Raw genomic sequence first — 16,803 nt, 5'->3', positions numbered from 1 at the left:
CCGCCACGACGTCGCGCGCGTCCCCGGACGAACACCCGGTATCAACTATTCTTCGACGGCACATTCGACCGTTGATCACGCGCGAACAGGTACCCGCTGGCCCAGTCCGACGATCGGAATGCCGTGAATTTGTGGAGCTATGTCCGGGGGCGGGGCGAGGTTCTCACCTTCCTCACCTATCAGCACGCGTCGCTGGCGTTTCAGACGGTGCTGGTCGGAACCGTCGTCGCGATCCTGATCGCCGTGGCGGTGTACCGGCTACCGCTGGCGTCGGCGCTGACGCTGACCTCGAGCCGGGTGGCACTGACGATTCCCTCGCTGGCGCTGCTGGCGTTGCTGCTCGTCCCGTTCGGTCTCGGTGTGGTGCCGTCGTTCATCATGCTGGCGTTCTTCGCCGCCCTGCCGGTGATCGGTAACGCGATCGTCGGCCTGCGATCGGTGCCCGCCACGGTCGTCGAATCCGCGCGCGGCATCGGGCTCTCGCGGTGGCGGATCCTGCTGACCGTCGAACTGCCGATCGCCTGGCCGGTGATTCTCACCGGGATCAGGGTCTCGACCCAGATGATCGTCGGTGTCGCCGCGATCGTGGCCTACGTCCTCGGACCCGGCCTCGGCTCGCTGATCTTCAACGGTCTGTCCCGCCTCGGCGGCGCCAATGCCCTCGAAATGGCGCTCACCGGAACCATTCTCATCGTTGCCATCGCGTTGGTCTTCGACGCGCTCCTCGTCCTGCTCGGACGCCTCACGATTGCCAAGGGACTGTGATGACCGATGTGACCAGCCAGCAGGCGCCGACGGCGCCGCAGCGCAATGTGACCGGTGATTCCATCACCTTGGACGGGGTCGTCAAACGGTACAAGGGCCAGGACACCCCCGCCGTCGAGCGCCTCGACCTCGAGATCGACGCCGGCGACATCGTCGCGTTCGTCGGACCGTCGGGGTGCGGAAAGACGACCACGCTCAAGATGATCAACCGGCTGATCGAGCCGACCGAGGGGCGGATCTTCATCGGCGGCCGCGACGTCACCCGCGAGGATCCCGACAAGCTGCGCCAGTCGATCGGCTATGTCATCCAGTCCGGTGGCCTGTTCCCGCACTGGTCGGTCGCGAAGAACATCGGCGCGATCCCGCGGGTGCTCGGCTGGGACAAGAAGCGGATCGCCGAACGCACCGAATATCTGCTCGACCTGGTCGGTCTCGACCCGGCGACGTTCGCCGACCGGCTGCCCAAGGACATGTCCGGCGGCCAGCAGCAGCGCGTCGGCGTCGCCCGCGCGCTCGCCGCCGACCCGCCGGTGCTGCTGATGGACGAACCGTTCGGCGCGGTTGATCCCATCACCCGGGTTCGGTTGCAGGACAGTCTGATCGCGATCCAGCACGAACTCGGCAAGACCATCGTGATCGTCACCCACGACTTCGAGGAAGCCACCAAACTCGGCGACAAGGTGCTCATTCTGTCCGAGGGCGGACACGTCGAGCAGTACGCGACGCCGGAGGAGATCCTCACCGATCCGGCGACGCCGTTCGTGGAGGAATTCGTCGGATCCGGCGCGAAACTGGCCTATCTCACGGTGTCGCGGGTGCGCGACGTGGAGGTCGACCCGGTGACGACCGCCCGGATCGGGGAATCGTCGCAGGTGGTGCTCGGGCGGGCGAAGGCCGCGGGGCACACCTGGGTGGTGGTCGTCGACGAAGCAGGGCGGCCGCGGTCGTGGCCCTCGCTGACGGAGGTGGCGAGCAAGCCGGAGGTCTCGGACTATCTGGATCGCCGTCTGCCCGTCGTGGCCAAGTCCTCCACGCTCAACGACGCGCTCGACGCCATGCTCGCGGCGAGTCAGGGCGCCACCCTGGTCACCGACGGTCGCGGCGCCGTCGTCGGCTCGCTGAACATCGGCTCGGTGACCGATGTGATCCAGACCAAGCTCGCCGAGGGCCATGCCGCCGTCGAGGACCCGTCCTACGAAACCTATGTCGACGGTTCCGATCCCACGCCTACTCCGGTCGTCGCCGCCGACGAACCCGGATCGGCCGGACCGGCATGAACCGGCTGCGCCGGGTCCCGATCGATGTGTGGTTCGAACCGCTCATCATCGTGGTGATCGGCATCGGGTACCTGCTCTGGTATCGGTCCTCGACGTTCACCGCGACCGAACAGGCCTCGCTCGGCTGGGCCAATCTCCAGACCACGATCCTCGAACACATCCGGCTCACGGTGGTCGCCACGTTGATCGTGGTGGTCGTCGCGATTCCCCTCGGTGTCGCGCTGACCAGGCCCGCGTTGCAGCGGTTCGAGCCGATCGCCGTGAACGTCGCCAATATCGGCCAGGCCGCCCCCGCAGTGGGTCTGCTGGTGCTGTTCACCTTCTGGCTCGGCACCGGATTCCGCACGGCGGTGGTCGGTCTCGTCGTCTACGCCATCCTGCCGATCCTGCAGAACACGATCGTCGGCCTGCGGCAGGTGGACCATCGCACCATCGAGGCCGCTCGCGGTATCGGCTTCTCGGCCGCACGGACCCTGGTACAGGTCGAGTTGCCGCTCGCGGTGCCGGTGATCCTCAACGGAGTGCGCACCGCGCTGGTCATCCTGGTCGGCACCGCGACGCTGAGCACCTTCATCGGCGCGACCAGCCTCGGCACCCTGATCACGACCGGTGTCACCCTGTTCCTGCCCAAGCTGCTCATCTCCGGCGCCGTGCTCGTCGGGCTGCTGGCGCTGATCATCGATTGGCTCGGCCGACTCGTCGAACTGGCCGCGACCCCACGAGGTGTCTCATGAGACGGGTTCCGCTGATTTCCGCGCTGGTCGCGACGATCTCGTTGCTCGCCGGGTGTGGGCTGGTGAGTTCGTCGGGCACCTTCCACGACGCGACGCTGCCCGGCGGCGAACGTCCCCTCGATGGCGCGAAGCTGACCGTCACCTCGAAGAGCTTCACCGAGGGTGTGCTGCTCGGCAAGATCACCGCGACCTATCTGGCCGCGGCGGGTGCCACGGTCACCGATCTGACCGGCGCTCCGGGTTCGGCTTCGTCGCGGCAGGCCCAGCTCAACGGCGACGCCGATGTGCTGTGGGAGTACACCGGCACCGGCTGGGTCAACTACCACAACGAGACCGAGACGATCACGGATCCGCAGGAGCTGTGGCAGCGCGTCCACGATGTCGAAAAGCGTGACTACGACCTGGAATGGCTCGCCCCGTCCAACTTCAACGACACCTACGCGTTCGGTGCGTCGGCGTCGACCGCGCAGCGACTCGGCGTGAAGTCGCTCTCGGACGTGGCCGCATTACCGGTCGCCGAACGTACCTTCTGCGTCGACGACGAATTCTTCAGCCGCTCGGACGGTTTCATTCCGATGCTGCAGAAATACGGCATCCCCTACAACGATCCCAACGGCGTCCCTGCGGGCAACGTCACCCGCATGGACGCCGGCGTCGTCTATACCGCGACCGCCAAAGGCACCCCGTGCCATTTCGGCATGGTCTACACCACTGACGGCCGCGTCAAGAACCTGAATCTGCTCGTCCTGGACGACGACAAGAAGTTCTTCCTCCCCTACAGCGGCACCGCGGTCGTCCGCGCCGCGGTCCTCGACGCCAACCCCGCGTTGCGCGACCTGCTCGACACGATCTCCGAACGACTCACCGACGACCTGATGCGAGAACTCAACGGCCGCATCGACATCGACGGCGAAGACCCCGCCGACGTCGCCTACGACTGGCTGAAAAGCGAGAACCTGATCGAATAGCTGTCGTAGGTCACGACAGCTGTTCGGCGTCGGCCGCTGCCGTGGGGATGGCGTTGTCGACGAGGACGGCAGCAATGGCTGCGGCGGTGGCGAAGGTGTCGGTGTCGAGGACACGACTGCGGGCCGACGCGCCGTCCAGAAGCAACGCCAGTTGCTCGCCGAGCTGTTCGGGGTCGGCGGCGCCGGCCTCGCGGGCGGCATCGGTGAGCCGGGCGGCAAAACCCATTTTGTAGTTGCGCGCATATACGCGTGCTGGGTGGCCCGGGTCGGGGATCTCGACGGCCGCCGCGATGAACGGGCACAGGGCCGCGTGCATGTCGAACGCGGCGAGGAGTCGTTCGCGAGGTGTGAGGTCGGCACGGTCGAACACTTCGGGCACGATGTCGGGATCGAATCGGCGCAGGTATTCGGCGATCAGCTCGTCCTTGCCGGTGAAGTGCTGGTAGAGCGCAGTTCGAATCCGTGATCCCGCGGCGCGAGATGGGCCGCCCTAAAGAGATCGCTTCGGTCGCGTTGTTCCTCGCCTCCGACGACTCGAGCTACGTCAATGGCATGGAGCTGGTTGTCGACGGTGGCACCACAGTGATCTGAGCGTGGCGCCGCCAGTAAGACCCCACGACCAACTGGTCCATACACAACAAGGGCCTTGCTGCAGACAAGCCCCTTGACGTGTTCTTCGCCGGCGACAGCACCGAGGCGAAGGCACGTGTCGCGGCGTTTCTGGAGAGCTTGGACATGCGGGCCCTCGACGCGGGAGGGCTCGAGATGGCCCACGCCCTCGAATGGGCCGGCATTCTCCTGGTGAGCCTGGCACGCAACGGCGCCGGCTTCGACATCGCCTTGGGCGCCGAGGTCCCCTGAAAGATTGTCTCCAGGCAGCCACCCACGATGAATGTGAGGGCTGGGCAGTCTATTTCGTGAGCGGCAGGCCGGTCGGTGCGGGGATCTGGTCGACGGTCAGCCGTTTGCGGAAGACCCAGTAGGTCCAGCCCTGGTAGATCAGGACCACCGGGGTGGCGAGTACTGCTGCCCAGCTCATCACCTGGAGGGTGTAGCGGCTGGAGGAGGCGTTGTTGATGTTCAGGTCGAAGGCGGGGCTGATGGTGGAGGGCATCACGTTCGGGTACAGGGAGCCGACCAGCAGGATGGTGGCCGAGGCGATCGTGAGCGTGGTGCCGATGAAGGCCCAGCCGTCGCGGCCCGCGGCGGTCGCGCCACCGGCGACGACGAGGCCGAGTACCGCGGCGCCGAGGGCGACCCAGGTCCAGCCGGAGCCGTAGGCGAGCTGGGTCCACAGGCCGAAACCGCCGACGATCACCACGGTCGGAACGAACAGGATCCGGACGTACTTACGGGCATCGTCGCGGACTTCACCACCGGTCTTGAGCGCCAGGAAGATCGCGCCGTGTAGCGCGAACAGGATGGCCGTGGTCGCCGCGCCGAGCAGTGCGTAGGGGCTGAGCAGATCCCACACCGAGCCGACGATCTGCCGCTTCTCGTTCAACGGCACGCCACGCACGAGATTGGCGAACACCCAGCCCCACGCCAGCGCCGGAATCCAGGAGCCGATACCGATACCGACGTCACACCAGGCCCGCCACTTCGGCGAGTTGATCTTGGACCGCCATTCGATGGCGCAGATCCGCATGATCAAGGCCACCAGCAACAGCAGCAGGGCAAGGTAGAAGCCGGAGAACAGGCTCGCGTACCACTCGGGGAACGCCGCGAACATCGCACCACCCGCGGTGATCAGCCAGACCTCGTTGCCGTCCCAGACCGGGCCGATGGTGTTGAGCACGACGCGTCTGCGCACGTCGGAACCCTTGCCGAGGATCGGCATCAGCATGCCGACACCGAAGTCGAATCCCTCGAGGATGAAGTAGCCGGTGAACAGCACGCCGACCAGCACGAACCAGAATTGCTGCAAACTCATCGTCGTCTCCTAGTACGCGAAGGACAGCGGCTCGACAGGTTCGGCGCGGTGCCTGCCGCCACCACCGTCGTCATCGGGACCGGACTGATCGTCGGACGCCGACGGCCCAGGCTCCGGCCCGACCACGGTGTAGCGGTGCATCAGGTAGAACCAGACCACGGCCAGCGCGCCGTAGAGCAAGGTGAAGACGACCAGGGAGAACACGACGGTGGCGGTCGCGTGCTCCGAGACGCCCTGGGCCACCGTCATCCGAATGGTCTTGTCGCCGGTGGGGTTCGGCACCACCACCCACGGCTGGCGACCCATTTCGGTGAAGACCCAGCCCGCGCTGTTGGCCAGGAACGGGGTCGGGATGGCGATCAGGCTCAGCCACGAGAACCAGCGTTTGTCGGGTACGCGACCGCCGCGGGTCAGCCAGAAACCGGCCAGCAGCAACAGCACCGATCCGGCCAGCAGGCCGATCATGGCGCGAAAGCTCCAGTAGGTGACGAAGAGGTTGGGTCGGTAGTTGCCCGGCCCGAAGTCCTCGACATAGGAGCGCTGCAGATCCTCCACCCCCTGCAGGGTCACCCCGCTGAACTGACCTTCGGCCAGGAACGGCAGCACGTAGGGAACCTCGAGAACGTGTTCGACACTGTCGCAGTTGTTGTGCGTGCCGACGGTCAGAATCGAGAAGTCCGGGTCGGTCTCGGTGTGACACAGCGATTCCGCCGACGCCATCTTCATCGGTTGCTGCTCGAACATCAGCTTGCCCTGGATATCGCCGGTGATCGCGACCACCACGATCGACGCGGCGACGACCCAGAGGCCGAGCCGGGCCACCGGGCGCCACATCACCTTGGCCTCGTCGAGTTTCGCCGCGTCGCCGCTGCGCGCGTTGCGCACCATGAACCAGCCCGCGATGCCGGCCACGAAGGTACCCGCGGTCAGGAAAGCACCGGCGACCACGTGGGGGAACGCCGCCACGGTGGTGTTGTTGGTGAGCAGCGTCCAGATGCTGTCCAGTTCGGCACGATTGGTCTCGGGATTGAACTTCGCACCGACCGGGTGCTGCATGAACGAGTTGGCCGCGATAATGAAATAGGCGGACAGGTTGACGCCGATAGCGACGACCCAGATCGTCGCGAGGTGAACGAGTTTGGGCAATCTAGTCCAGCCGAAAATCCACAGACCGATGAAGGTCGACTCCAGGAAGAAGGCGATCAACGCTTCCAAAGCCAGTGGGGCACCGAAGATATCGCCGACGAATCGGGAATACTCACTCCAGTTCATCCCGAACTGGAACTCTTGCACGATGCCGGTGGCGACACCGATGGCGAAGTTGATCAGGAACAGTTTTCCGAAGAACTTGGTGAGCCGGTACCAGTGCTCTTTTCCGGTGATCACCCACGCCGTCTGCATGATCGCGATGAGCGGTGCCAGGCCGATGGTGAGCGGCACGAAGATGAAGTGGTAGACCGTGGTGATACCGAATTGCCATCTCGAGACATCCAGTGTGCTCATTGCCAGCGAACTCATCTTCGGATCTCCTGCCATCGCAGTGAACTTCTGCCGAAAGAATTCGTCTGGATTTTAGGTGACGGAGTCGCGAATTCCGGTCAGGACTCGGCGATCGTCTTCGCGCGCAGCAGAATGTCTTCGATCATCGCGGGGCTCACCCGGCCGGTGGCGGTATTGCGCTGGCTCACGTGGTAACTGCCGAGCACGGTGACCGATCGGCCGTCGGGATGGGTGAGGACGACTTGCGCGCCGTGGGTGAAACGAGGACGTGGGCGTGGCACAGTCCAGCCGCCTGCCAGCAGGACGGCGAACAGCGCCTGCCAGCCGAAGGCGCCGAGGACGACGATCACCCGCAGCGTCGGGGCGAGCAATTCCAGTTCCCGGCTGAGGAAAGGCGCGCAGCGGCGCCGCTCCTCGGGTGTCGGCTTGTTCTCGGGCGGGGCGCAGTGCACGGGTGCGGTGAGCCGCGTGTCCACCAGTTCGATGCCGTCGTCACGGCTGACCGGATGCGCGCCGCTCGCCAGACCGACCGCGTGCAAAGCGCCGAACAAGACGTTGCCGCTCGGGTCGCCGGTGAACATGCGCCCGGTCCGGTTACCGCCGTGGGCGGCGGGAGCGAGGCCGACCACGAGAATTCGCGCATCGGCGGGGCCGAAGCCGGGTACCGGCCGACCCCAATACTCTTCGTCGCGGAACGCCGCCCGCTTGACGACGGCGACTTCTTCACGCCAGGCGACGAGCCGGGGGCAGGCGCGGCAGGTGGAAACCAAGCGATCTACGGCGGCGATATCGGGGGAGTATTGCGCCGCCTGCGGGGCTTTTTCCGGATCCTCGCCGGTCATCGGCACAGTCTAGTCCGCGGCGCGGATGCGACTTCGAGACAGTTCGCCGACCGAACCAGCTGCGCGGTACCGTCGGTACCACGTACATTCGAGGGATGTTGTCCACCGAGATCGTGAGCGCCGACGGAGTCGTGCGCGGTCGTGCGGGTCGTCGGATCGCCCGCTGGCGTGCCCTGCCCTACGCGGCCCCACCCATCGGAGCGCTGCGTTTGCGCGCTCCCCAGCCCGTTCGACCGTGGACGGGGGTGCGGTCGGCGACCGAATTCGGCTTCGCCGCGGTGCAGAACCCGAACGGAGCCCGCGTCGGGCCGCGAACCTGGCAACCCACCGGCGAAGATTGCCTGACGCTCAATGTCACCGCCCCGGTGACGACATCGGCGACCCCGCGCCCGGTGATGGTGTTCTTCCACGGTGGGGGATACCTGATCGGCACGTCGAGCATGTACTCCGGCGCGCGGCTGGCCGCGCGAGGCGACGTGATCGTGGTGTCGGTGAACTACCGCCTCGGTGCGCTCGGGTACGTCGATTTCACCGAATTCTCCACGCCGGACAGGCCTTTCGATTCGAACCTCGGACTTCGCGATCAGGTCGCGGCGCTGGAATGGGTGCGCCGCAATATCGCCGCGTTCGGCGGTGACCCGGACAACGTCACCATCTTCGGTGAATCGGCCGGTGCGCACGCGGTGGTCAGCCTGCTGGCGACCCCCGCCGCGCGCGGCCTGTTCCATCGGGCGATCGCGCAGAGCGCCCCCGCCGACTGGACCTCGACACCGGACGAGGCGCGTCGCTTCGCCCGCCGCTGCCTGGACCGGCTCGGCGCCACTGCTGCCGACGCCGCGACCGTCCTGAGCACAGTGCCCGCGAAAGACCTGTCCCGGGCGGGCGATGGTGCGCTCGGCCGGTCTCTGCGCGAGGAGCTCGGCAGCTTTCCGTATTCCCCTGTAGCCGACGGCGACTTCCTGCCGGAGACGCCCTTGGACGCGATGGCGGCGGGCCGCGCGCATCCGGTGCCGTTGATCATCGGCACCAACCGCGACGAGGCGACGCTGTTCCAGCGCTTCGCCAAGTCGGTGCCGCACACCCCTGAACAGCTCAAAACCATCTTCGAACGCTACGAGCCGGGCACCGAACAGCAGGTGACCAGCCGCTACCCCGGTTACCCGGCCGCGCGGACCGCAGTCCGTGTCGGTGGCGACCACCTGTTCCTACGCCCGACGCTGGCCGTCCTCGAAAACCACAGCCGATACGCCCCCACCTATGCGTACCGGTACGACTACGCCCCGCGCGCACTGCACCTGGCGGGCTTCGGTGCCACCCACGCACTCGACCTCGTTCCCGTCTTCGGCTGGGTCGACGGACCGGTCGGCCGCGCGATGACAGCAGCCGGCGGCAGGCGCGCGTTCCTCTCGGTCCAGGACTACATCCAGGACAACTGGCTCAGCTTCGCCCGCACCGGCCGACCGCTGTCGCCGTGGACGCCCTACACCGCCGAACGCCGGACCACCTGCATCATCGACAATCCACCGCGCGTGCTGGTCGACCCGGAGTCCGCGCAACGTGAAGCATGGCAAGGCATTCGGAAGTGTGAAGCATGACCGTAGAGCTCGACGCGGGCCCGCTGGCTGACCGAATCAAGGCGCTCTATGCCGAAGACGGGCAGGTCCGTGCGGCGCGGCCTGCCGAGGATGTTCACGCCATCGTGACGACTCCCGGACTTCCGACAGCACGCATCGTCGAGACCGTCATGACCGCCTACGCCGACCGTCCGGCGCTCGGCACCCGGCGTACCGAGCTGGTCTGCACCGGCGGACGATCCATCCGAAAGCTGTTGCCGGAGTTCGAGGTACTGACCTACGGGCAGGTGTGGGAGCGCACTCGCGCGCTCGCCGCGGCCTGGCACCACGACGGCGTCGTCGCGGGGGACTTCGTCGCGGTGCTCGGGTTCACCAGCGCCGACTACACCGTGCTCGACCTCGCCACGATCCACCTGGGCGGGGTCGCGGTGCCGCTACAGGCGGGCGCGGGTCTGGAACAGTTGCGGTCGATTCTCGACGAGACCGAGCCGACGGTGTTCGCGGTCGATACCGCGCACCTGGACATCGCCGTCGACGCGGTCCTGGCGGGCGCAACGCCACGCTCGCTGATCGTGTTCGACCATCACGCCGACGACGACGATCACCGCGATGCCCTCGACGCGGCCCGCGCCCGATTGCGGGCCGGGGGAGCGGACCTCGTGCTCAGCACCCTCGACGGCACCATAGAACAGGGCCGCCTCGTCGACGCGGCTCCACTGAACGTGCCCGCCGACGGCGAGGATCCCCTCGCCCTGCTGATCTACACGTCGGGCAGCACCGGTACACCCAAAGGCGCGATGTACACCCAGCGCCTGGTCGCGGTGGGCTGGCAGCCCCCGCGGCCGCTGACCGCGATCAATGTCAACTTCCTGCCGATGAGCCATATCGCCGCCCGGCTCACCCTCAACAGCGTGCTGGCCCGTGGCGGCACGGCGTATTTCGCGGCGGCACCGGATCTGTCCACGTTGTTCACCGACATCACACTGGTGCGGCCCACCGAGATCTTCCTGGTGCCGAGGGTGTGCGACATGATCATGCAGCGCTTCCGCCGCGCGGTCGCCGAGCGCGGCGACGCGGCGACCGACGCGGTGAAAGCCGAACTGCGCGAACAGTTCCTCGGCGGCAGGCTGATGTCGGCGCTGTGCGGCAGCGCGCCGATCGCACCCGAGTTGCGTGCCTTCGTCGAATCGGTGCTGCAGCTGCGCTTACACGACGGTTACGGCTCCACCGAGACCGGCGGCGGGGTGATCTTCGATACGAAGGTGATGCGCCCACCGGTACTGGACTACAAACTCGTCGACGTGCCCGAACTCGGCTATTTCGGCACCGATAAGCCGTACCCGCGCGGTGAGCTGCTGCTCAAGACCACCACCATGATCGCGGGGTACTACCGCCGCCCCGAGGTGACCGCCGAGGTCTTCGATGCCGACGGGTTCTGCCGCACCGGTGACGTGGTCGCCGAGCTGGCGCCCGACCGGCTGGCCTATGTCGACCGCCGCAACAATGTCCTCAAGCTCTCCCAGGGCGAATTCGTGACGGTGTCGCGGCTGGAAGCGGTGTTCGCCGGCGCGGACCTGGTGCGCCAGATCTATGTGTACGGCAATAGTGAACGGTCCTATCTGCTTGCGGTCGTGGTGCCCACCGAGGCCGCGCTCGCGGGGCCTGCCGACGAGTTGCGCGCCGCGGTGAGTTCGTCGCTGCACCGCGCCGCTGTCTCGGCCGAGCTCGAGCCGTACGAGATTCCGCGTGACTTCATCATCGAGGCCGAACCGTTCTCGACCGCCGACGGGATGTTGTCCGGAGTCGGGAAACTGTTGCGGCCCAAGCTGAAGCAGCGGTATGGGGAGTGTCTGGAGAAGCTCTATGCCGACCTCGAGCGGGGTCAGGAAGACGAATTGCAGCGGTTGCGTCGCGATGCACCCGGGCTGCCGGTGTACGACACCGTCGCCCGTGCCGCTCGCGCGGTGCTCGGTGGCGATCCGGCGGATCTGCGTCCGGACGCCCGCTTCGGTGATCTCGGCGGTGATTCGCTGGCGGCCCTGTCGTATTCGACCCTGCTGCGGGAACTGCTCGCCGTGGACGTGCCGGTGAATGTACTGCTCGGACCGGACAGCGACTTGGCGCGCATCGCCGACTACGTGCGACGTGAACGCGAACCCGGCACGCACAGAACCGATTCCGATGCGGTGCACGGCGTCGGCGCTACCGAGATTCGCGCCGCGGATCTGACACTCGAGAAGTTCTTGGATGTCACAGCTGCGGCGCGCGTGCCCGCAGCCGCGCAGGCGAAGACGGTATTGATCACCGGCGCGAACGGCTATCTCGGACGTTTCCTGCTCCTGACCTGGCTGGAACGGCTCGCCCCGCAGGGCGGCAAGGTGATCTGTGTCGTCAGGGGCGGCGACGCGGTCACCGCCCGCGAGCGCCTCGACGCGGCCTTCGACACCGGCGACAGCGAGCTCGCCACCCACTTCGAGACTCTCGCGAAGGACACCCTGGAAGTACTGCCCGGTGATATCGGTGAACCGAATCTCGGTCTGCCACAGCCGACATGGGACCGGCTGGCCGCGGAGGTCGATCTGATCGTGCACTCCGCGGCACTGGTGAACCATGTGCTCCCGTATGCGCAGCTGTTCGGCCCGAATGTGGTCGGCACGGCCGAGATCATCCGGCTGGCGTCGACCACTACGCGCAAGCCGGTGAGCTATCTGTCGACGGTGGCCGTCGCGGCACAGGGGGAGTCCTTCACCGAAAACGGTGACGTGCGAACCATGAGCCCGGTCCGCCGACTGGACGGTTCGTATGCCAACGGCTACGGCAACAGCAAGTGGGCGGGCGAAGTTCTGCTACGCGAGGCGGCCGAGCGATTCGGACTGCCCGTCGCGGTATTCCGCTCGGACATGATCCTGGCGCACAGTCACTTCCGCGGCCAGCTCAATGTGCCCGACGTCTTCACCCGGCTCCTGCTGAGTGTGCTCGTCACCGGGATCGCGCCGAAGTCGTTCTACCGCACCGATTCCGGCGGGCAACGACAGCGCGCCCACTACGACGGATTGCCTGCCGACTTCGTCGCCACGGCGATCACCGAACTCGGTGCCGCCGCGACGAGTGGTTACCGCACCTACGACGTCCTCAACCCGCACGACGACGGCATCTCGCTCGACGTCTTCGTCGACTGGCTGATCGAAGCAGGCCACCACATCGATCGCATCGACAACTACGACGATTGGTTCGCCCGCTTCGAAACCGCGCTGCGCGCCCTCCCTGAACCCCAGCGCAAACACACCCTGCTCCCGCTACTCGACGCCTACCGCAAGCCCGGCCGCCCACTGCCCGGCTCGGCCCTGCCCGCCGACGGGTTCCGCGATGCCGTCCGCGCCGCGCAGATCGGCCCCGACAACGACATCCCGCACCTGCCTGCAGATCTCATCGCCAAATATGTCCGCGACCTGACCCATCTCGGACTCCTGGAGTAGCCCTCACCGGTTGGGCCGCGCGATCCAGGAGTGCCACCCGCCGTCGAGGATCAGGTCGGCCAAGCGCTGGTAGCCGCCACTGCCAGGGTGTGCGCCGTCGCCGGCGGTGGCTTCGCGGGTCCAGATCGGGTCTTCGGCCAATTGCCTTGTGGTGGCGACGAACGGCACATCACGTGAGCCGCACAAATCTGACATCTCGTCGGCGAGTTCCGCTGTGCGATGCAGGTGCTCCTCGCGGCCGTCGATGACAGGCGGTGGGCCGATCACCAGCGGATGGATCGCGCGCTCCCGGCTTTCGGAAAGGATGGTCGCGAGGTTCTCGAGGCAGCGTGCCTTGCCCACCCGAACGCTGCCGTCCTCCACGACGGCGTCATTGCTGCCGAAGGAGATCACCAGGCGGTTGTCGGTGTCGGGCAGGATGCGCGGGTCGACCTCGCGCCAGCAGCGGCGCAGGACATCGGCGGAGGTGTTGCGCCGGATGCCCAGGTTGAACGCGGTGATGCCGGGGCCGGTCGCGGCGAGCACGCGGCCGACCCAGCCGCGGTACTCCGGGTCACCGATGCCCTGGACGAAGGAGTCGCCGATGAAGCAGATGCGTAGATCCTCGTTCATTCCGGCAACTGTACGAGGCGGGGGAGCGGGGCCGCCCTGCTCGGTCTGACGGGTGGCGGGGGAGCGGAGTAGCGCAGGGGCAGTACGGGTTTCAATCGTGCAGGTGGTGGTGATCTCCAGTTGCGGTGCACCTGTCTGGTTAATTAATCGCGATACTGCGATATGCGCATCTAACTATGTGTTTCGTTACTACACCATCGCCACCTCAGCGGCCAAGCAGTATCCAAAAACACAAGGAGGTCAGGGGGCAACCATGCGCGCGACGGCAGACACCGTCGCCGCGCGCTGCTCTGCCAGGCGGTCACGGCCGGCAACGACGGATCCGGCCCGTGCATGGGTGGCCGAGGTGCGGGCAAGGTCGGTGAGCATGCGGAGCAGAATCGGGGCCGGGATATCGGTGGTGATGAGTCCTTCGTGCTGGCAGCGGCGGAGTTCAGCGATTTTCATGTCGATGGTGCGGCGCAGAACCTGGGGGATATCGCCGGACGGCTCGAGTTCTGCCCAAGCTTGTAGTCGGGCGTTGTCGGGGTGGGCGATGAAGTGGTCGAACAGGCGGCCGACATAGGCGGGAAGGTCGTCGGCGGACATGGCCGCTTCGGTACTGGTCTCGCTGGTCCAGCGTTCGGTGACGGCCGCGTAGAGCTCGTTCTTGCCGGGGAAGTAGGCGTAGAGCCGGTCCTTGCTGGCATGTGCGGCGGCCGCGATGCGGTTGATCCGGGCACCGGCGATACCGAATTCGGCGAACTCCGCTTTCGCCGCGGTGAGTATTCGCTCCCTTGTCGCCTGACCTGCCGCCCGCATGCGCCGCATCGTACCTCTTGCCGAACCATCTGGTTCGGAACTATGGTCCAATGCGGAACCGTACGGTTCTGAACTCTGTGAGACGAGGGCTTGATGAGCGCGGACAAACCACGGTGGCAGCAGCTCCGGGACCAGGCCGACGGTGTCACGACCGGCGACCTGGACCAGCTGTGGACCCGGCTACGCCCGGCCCGTGCCGAGGAGATCCTCGGCGAATGGCGCGGCGACGCTTTTCAGACCGGTCACCCGCTGTGCCGCGCGCTGCCCGCCAGCCGGTGGTACGGCAAGAACTTTCTAGCCCTCGACGACGCGAAGCCGCTGATCTGCCGAGCCGAGGACGGCACCCTGTTCTCGAATGTCGAACTGGGACAGGGCGAAGCGACCCTGTGGAATATCGAGTTCCGCGGTGAGGTCACCGCGACCATGGTCTACGACGGCCGCGCGGTGTTCGATCACTTCAAGTGGCTCGACGACACCACCCTGATGGGCATCATGAACGGGCGCCCCGAACTGGTTCTCTCCCGCGGCGAATACTTCTATTTCCTGCTGGATCGGGTCTCCTGATGCTGACAACGGCGGTGTTGTCGCGTGATCCGGCGGCGGGGTTCTCGATCGAGCCGATCGAGGTCGACGAGCCGCGCGCGGGGGAGATCCTGGTGCGGATCGTCGCCGCGGGGATCTGCCACACCGATCTGGTGAGCCGCCGCGCGGGTGCCGTGGATCGTCCGATCCTGCTCGGACACGAGGGCGCCGGTGTCGTCGCGGCGGTGGGGTCCGAGGTGCGGACGGTCCGGCCCGGCGACCATGTCGTGCTGACCTTCCGGCACTGCGGTGCCTGTCGTAACTGTTCGGCTGGGCGCCCTGCCTACTGCGACCGCTCGACCGCGCTCAACCAGTTCGGACGACGTGCGCACGACACGCCCCGGGTCCTTGTCGACGGTTCCCCGATCCTGGACGGGTTCTTCGGCCAGTCGAGTTTCGCCGGCTACGCGCTGACCACCGAGGACAACACGATCGTGATCGACCCGGCGATCGACCTGGCGGTGGCGGCGCCGTTCGGCTGCGGATTTCAGACCGGCGCGGGCGCTGTGCTCAACGCGCTGCGGCCGGAGTCGGGGGCGTGGGTCGCCGTGTACGGTGCGGGCGCGGTCGGGATGGCGGGTCTGCTCGCTGCTCGTACGATTCCCGACGTCCGCGTGGTCGTTGTCGAGACATCGGCTGCGCGGCGGGAACTGGCTGTCGCGCTGGGTGCTGACGCCGCGCTGGATCCCACCGACGGGCCGACGGCGCCACGTATCCGCGAACTCACCGATGGTGGTGCGACCCACGCGCTCGACACGACCGGCGTCGCCACTGTTCTCGCCGATGCCGTCGCCGCGCTGGCTGTCGGTGCCACGGTGGTGGCCGTCGGTCTCGGTCGCGGCACGCCGCCGGTCGATATCGGCGATCTGGTGCTGCACGGCAAGGTGATTCGTGGCTGCCTCGAAGGCGACAGCGTGCCCGGCACCTTCATTCCCCACCTGCTCGATCTGTACGCGGCCGGTCGTTTCCCGGTCGAGCGCCTCATCGCCCGGTACCCGCACACCGAGGTCGGCACCGCGCTGGCCGACCAGCGCGCGGGCGCTGTCGTCAAGCCGGTGCTCACATGGTGAACACCCTCGAATCCCCGGACGTCTCATGACACTTCTCTACAACGACATCCCGACCGTCGAGGGCGCCGAGACGGCTGCCCGCACCCAGCGGCGACTCGCGGTGCTCGGTGCCGCGCGTGCGGTCTTCGTCGCCCATGGTTACCACGGGGCGAGCATGGACGACATCGGTATCAGGGCCGGGATGAGCAAGCCGGTGCTGTACACGCACTACGCGAGCAAGCTCGACCTCTATCTCGCGGTGCTGCAGGGTTATCTGGATCGGATGGTCGACGGTATCCGGGACGCGCTGGCCGACGCCGACGGCCAGGAGGACAAGGTGCGCCGCGCGGTGCTCGCCTATTTCGATTTCGTCGACGAGGACGCCGGTGGGCACACCCTGGTCTTCGAGTCCCCGGTGCCGAGCGAGCCGTGTGTGCGGTGGCGGGTGCGCAATGCGATGGGCGAATGCGCGGTGTTGGTCAGTGCCGAGCTCCGGGCCGCGGGTATGGATGACGTCCGGGCCTACGCGTGTGCGTTCGGGGTGGTCGGCGCCAGCCACCTCGCGGCCAGGCAGTGGCTGGACGCGGGTCAACCGATTCCGAAGGGCGACGCTGTCGACACCGTCGTCGCGCTGTGCTGGAACGGATTGTCCGGAGTGCAGACCACGGGCGATTAGGGACGAGCTCTTCA

16 protein-coding genes and 1 pseudogene are annotated in these 16,803 nt (G+C 66.8%); 11 read left to right on the top strand and 6 right to left on the bottom strand.

What is annotated here, in order from left to right; all coding sequences use genetic code 11:
- The first annotated feature begins 123 nt into the window (after positions 1-123).
- From ACFWPX_RS00910 to ACFWPX_RS00895, 4 genes are read left to right on the top strand one after another with little or no spacing between them, the layout of a single operon-like run.
- A complete protein-coding gene (locus ACFWPX_RS00910; protein WP_378913541.1) occupies positions 124-765 on the top strand; it encodes an ABC transporter permease in 642 nt (213 codons plus the stop codon).
- Positions 765-2,042 carry an ATP-binding cassette domain-containing protein gene (locus tag ACFWPX_RS00905; RefSeq protein WP_378924714.1) on the top strand — a complete coding sequence of 426 codons (1,278 nt, stop codon included), beginning with the start codon at positions 765-767 and terminating at the stop codon, positions 2,040-2,042. Before ACFWPX_RS00910 ends, ACFWPX_RS00905 begins: the two co-directional genes overlap by 1 nt.
- Positions 2,039-2,776 carry an ABC transporter permease gene (locus ACFWPX_RS00900; protein ID WP_378924712.1) on the top strand — a complete coding sequence of 246 codons (738 nt, stop codon included), beginning with the start codon at positions 2,039-2,041 and terminating at the stop codon, positions 2,774-2,776. Before ACFWPX_RS00905 ends, ACFWPX_RS00900 begins: the two co-directional genes overlap by 4 nt.
- Complete coding sequence (locus ACFWPX_RS00895; protein WP_378924710.1) at positions 2,773-3,744, top strand: glycine betaine ABC transporter substrate-binding protein; 972 nt, start codon at positions 2,773-2,775, stop codon at positions 3,742-3,744. The genes ACFWPX_RS00900 and ACFWPX_RS00895 overlap by 4 nt, the downstream gene beginning before the upstream one ends.
- A 10-nt stretch (positions 3,745-3,754) precedes the next feature.
- On the opposite strand, the gene ACFWPX_RS00890 is transcribed toward ACFWPX_RS00895, so the two are convergent.
- Positions 3,755-4,123 carry a hypothetical protein gene (locus ACFWPX_RS00890; protein ID WP_378924708.1) on the bottom strand — a complete coding sequence of 123 codons (369 nt, stop codon included), beginning with the start codon at positions 4,121-4,123 and terminating at the stop codon, positions 3,755-3,757.
- 65 nt (positions 4,124-4,188) lie between these two features.
- Between ACFWPX_RS00890 and ACFWPX_RS00885 the strand changes: the two are divergent.
- Positions 4,189-4,335 (top strand): annotated as a pseudogene (locus ACFWPX_RS00885) (SDR family oxidoreductase); the annotation flags it as partial.
- A 78-nt stretch (positions 4,336-4,413) separates the two neighbouring features.
- Positions 4,414-4,605, top strand: coding sequence for a hypothetical protein (locus tag ACFWPX_RS00880; protein WP_378924706.1), 192 nt, complete (start codon positions 4,414-4,416; stop codon positions 4,603-4,605).
- 49 nt (positions 4,606-4,654) lie between these two features.
- On the opposite strand, the gene cydB is transcribed toward ACFWPX_RS00880, so the two are convergent.
- The 3 genes from cydB to ACFWPX_RS00865 all read right to left on the bottom strand — a co-directional run bounded on the left by cydB (position 4,655) and on the right by ACFWPX_RS00865 (position 8,019).
- Complete coding sequence (cydB, locus tag ACFWPX_RS00875) at positions 4,655-5,677, bottom strand: cytochrome d ubiquinol oxidase subunit II (RefSeq protein WP_378913547.1); 1,023 nt, start codon at positions 5,675-5,677, stop codon at positions 4,655-4,657.
- Positions 5,678-5,686: 9 nt separating this feature from the next.
- A complete protein-coding gene (locus ACFWPX_RS00870) occupies positions 5,687-7,180 on the bottom strand; it encodes a cytochrome ubiquinol oxidase subunit I (RefSeq protein WP_378926070.1) in 1,494 nt (497 codons plus the stop codon).
- A gap of 95 nt (positions 7,181-7,275) precedes the next feature.
- Complete coding sequence (locus tag ACFWPX_RS00865; protein WP_378924704.1) at positions 7,276-8,019, bottom strand: uracil-DNA glycosylase; 744 nt, start codon at positions 8,017-8,019, stop codon at positions 7,276-7,278.
- A gap of 95 nt (positions 8,020-8,114) precedes the next feature.
- On the opposite strand from ACFWPX_RS00865, the gene ACFWPX_RS00860 reads away from it, so the two are divergent.
- The gene (locus tag ACFWPX_RS00860) at positions 8,115-9,614 is read left to right on the top strand and encodes a carboxylesterase/lipase family protein (protein ID WP_378924702.1); all 1,500 of its coding nucleotides are present in this window, start codon (positions 8,115-8,117) and stop codon (positions 9,612-9,614) included.
- Complete coding sequence (car, locus tag ACFWPX_RS00855) at positions 9,611-13,069, top strand: carboxylic acid reductase (protein ID WP_378924700.1); 3,459 nt, start codon at positions 9,611-9,613, stop codon at positions 13,067-13,069. The genes ACFWPX_RS00860 and car overlap by 4 nt, the downstream gene beginning before the upstream one ends.
- A gap of 3 nt (positions 13,070-13,072) precedes the next feature.
- On the opposite strand, the gene ACFWPX_RS00850 is transcribed toward car, so the two are convergent.
- Positions 13,073-13,681: a GDSL-type esterase/lipase family protein gene (locus ACFWPX_RS00850; RefSeq protein ID WP_378924698.1), complete on the bottom strand. Its 609-nt coding sequence runs from the start codon at positions 13,679-13,681 to the stop codon at positions 13,073-13,075.
- A gap of 240 nt (positions 13,682-13,921) precedes the next feature.
- A complete protein-coding gene (locus ACFWPX_RS00845; protein WP_378924696.1) occupies positions 13,922-14,482 on the bottom strand; it encodes a TetR family transcriptional regulator in 561 nt (186 codons plus the stop codon).
- 93 nt (positions 14,483-14,575) lie between these two features.
- Between ACFWPX_RS00845 and ACFWPX_RS00840 the strand changes: the two genes are divergently transcribed.
- Genes ACFWPX_RS00840 through ACFWPX_RS00830 form a run of 3 tightly spaced genes read left to right on the top strand, consistent with a single transcriptional unit; the run spans position 14,576 to position 16,789 of the window.
- Positions 14,576-15,046 (top strand): DUF4334 domain-containing protein, encoded by a 471-nt coding sequence (locus ACFWPX_RS00840; RefSeq protein WP_378924694.1) that lies wholly within the window; start codon positions 14,576-14,578, stop codon positions 15,044-15,046.
- On the top strand, positions 15,046-16,134 hold the full coding sequence (locus ACFWPX_RS00835; protein ID WP_378924692.1) for an NAD(P)-dependent alcohol dehydrogenase: 1,089 nt from the start codon (positions 15,046-15,048) through the stop codon (positions 16,132-16,134). Before ACFWPX_RS00840 ends, ACFWPX_RS00835 begins: the two co-directional genes overlap by 1 nt.
- A gap of 25 nt (positions 16,135-16,159) precedes the next feature.
- Positions 16,160-16,789: a TetR/AcrR family transcriptional regulator gene (locus tag ACFWPX_RS00830; protein ID WP_378924690.1), complete on the top strand. Its 630-nt coding sequence runs from the start codon at positions 16,160-16,162 to the stop codon at positions 16,787-16,789.
- The last annotated feature ends 14 nt before the right edge of the window (positions 16,790-16,803 follow it).

This window comes from Nocardia sp. NPDC058518 (assembly GCF_042719655.1).
Taxonomy (GTDB): Bacteria; Actinomycetota; Actinomycetes; order Mycobacteriales; family Mycobacteriaceae; genus Nocardia.
The sequence above is the reverse complement of the archived record's forward strand: the minus strand, read 5'-3'. Positions and strand labels throughout refer to the sequence as shown.

Coding starts and splice junctions, on each gene's coding strand:
- ACFWPX_RS00905 (WP_378924714.1), top strand. CDS start 765: ATGACCGATGTGACCAGCCAGCAGGCGCCGACGGCGCCGCAGCGCAAT.
- ACFWPX_RS00900 (WP_378924712.1), top strand. CDS start 2,039: ATGAACCGGCTGCGCCGGGTCCCGATCGATGTGTGGTTCGAACCGCTC.
- ACFWPX_RS00895 (WP_378924710.1), top strand. CDS start 2,773: ATGAGACGGGTTCCGCTGATTTCCGCGCTGGTCGCGACGATCTCGTTG.
- cydB (WP_378913547.1), bottom strand. CDS start 5,677: ATGAGTTTGCAGCAATTCTGGTTCGTGCTGGTCGGCGTGCTGTTCACC.
- ACFWPX_RS00870 (WP_378926070.1), bottom strand. CDS start 7,180: ATGAGCACACTGGATGTCTCGAGATGGCAATTCGGTATCACCACGGTC.
- ACFWPX_RS00865 (WP_378924704.1), bottom strand. CDS start 8,019: ATGACCGGCGAGGATCCGGAAAAAGCCCCGCAGGCGGCGCAATACTCC.
- ACFWPX_RS00860 (WP_378924702.1), top strand. CDS start 8,115: ATGTTGTCCACCGAGATCGTGAGCGCCGACGGAGTCGTGCGCGGTCGT.
- car (WP_378924700.1), top strand. CDS start 9,611: ATGACCGTAGAGCTCGACGCGGGCCCGCTGGCTGACCGAATCAAGGCG.
- ACFWPX_RS00850 (WP_378924698.1), bottom strand. CDS start 13,681: ATGAACGAGGATCTACGCATCTGCTTCATCGGCGACTCCTTCGTCCAG.
- ACFWPX_RS00845 (WP_378924696.1), bottom strand. CDS start 14,482: ATGCGGGCGGCAGGTCAGGCGACAAGGGAGCGAATACTCACCGCGGCG.
- ACFWPX_RS00840 (WP_378924694.1), top strand. CDS start 14,576: ATGAGCGCGGACAAACCACGGTGGCAGCAGCTCCGGGACCAGGCCGAC.
- ACFWPX_RS00835 (WP_378924692.1), top strand. CDS start 15,046: ATGCTGACAACGGCGGTGTTGTCGCGTGATCCGGCGGCGGGGTTCTCG.
- ACFWPX_RS00830 (WP_378924690.1), top strand. CDS start 16,160: ATGACACTTCTCTACAACGACATCCCGACCGTCGAGGGCGCCGAGACG.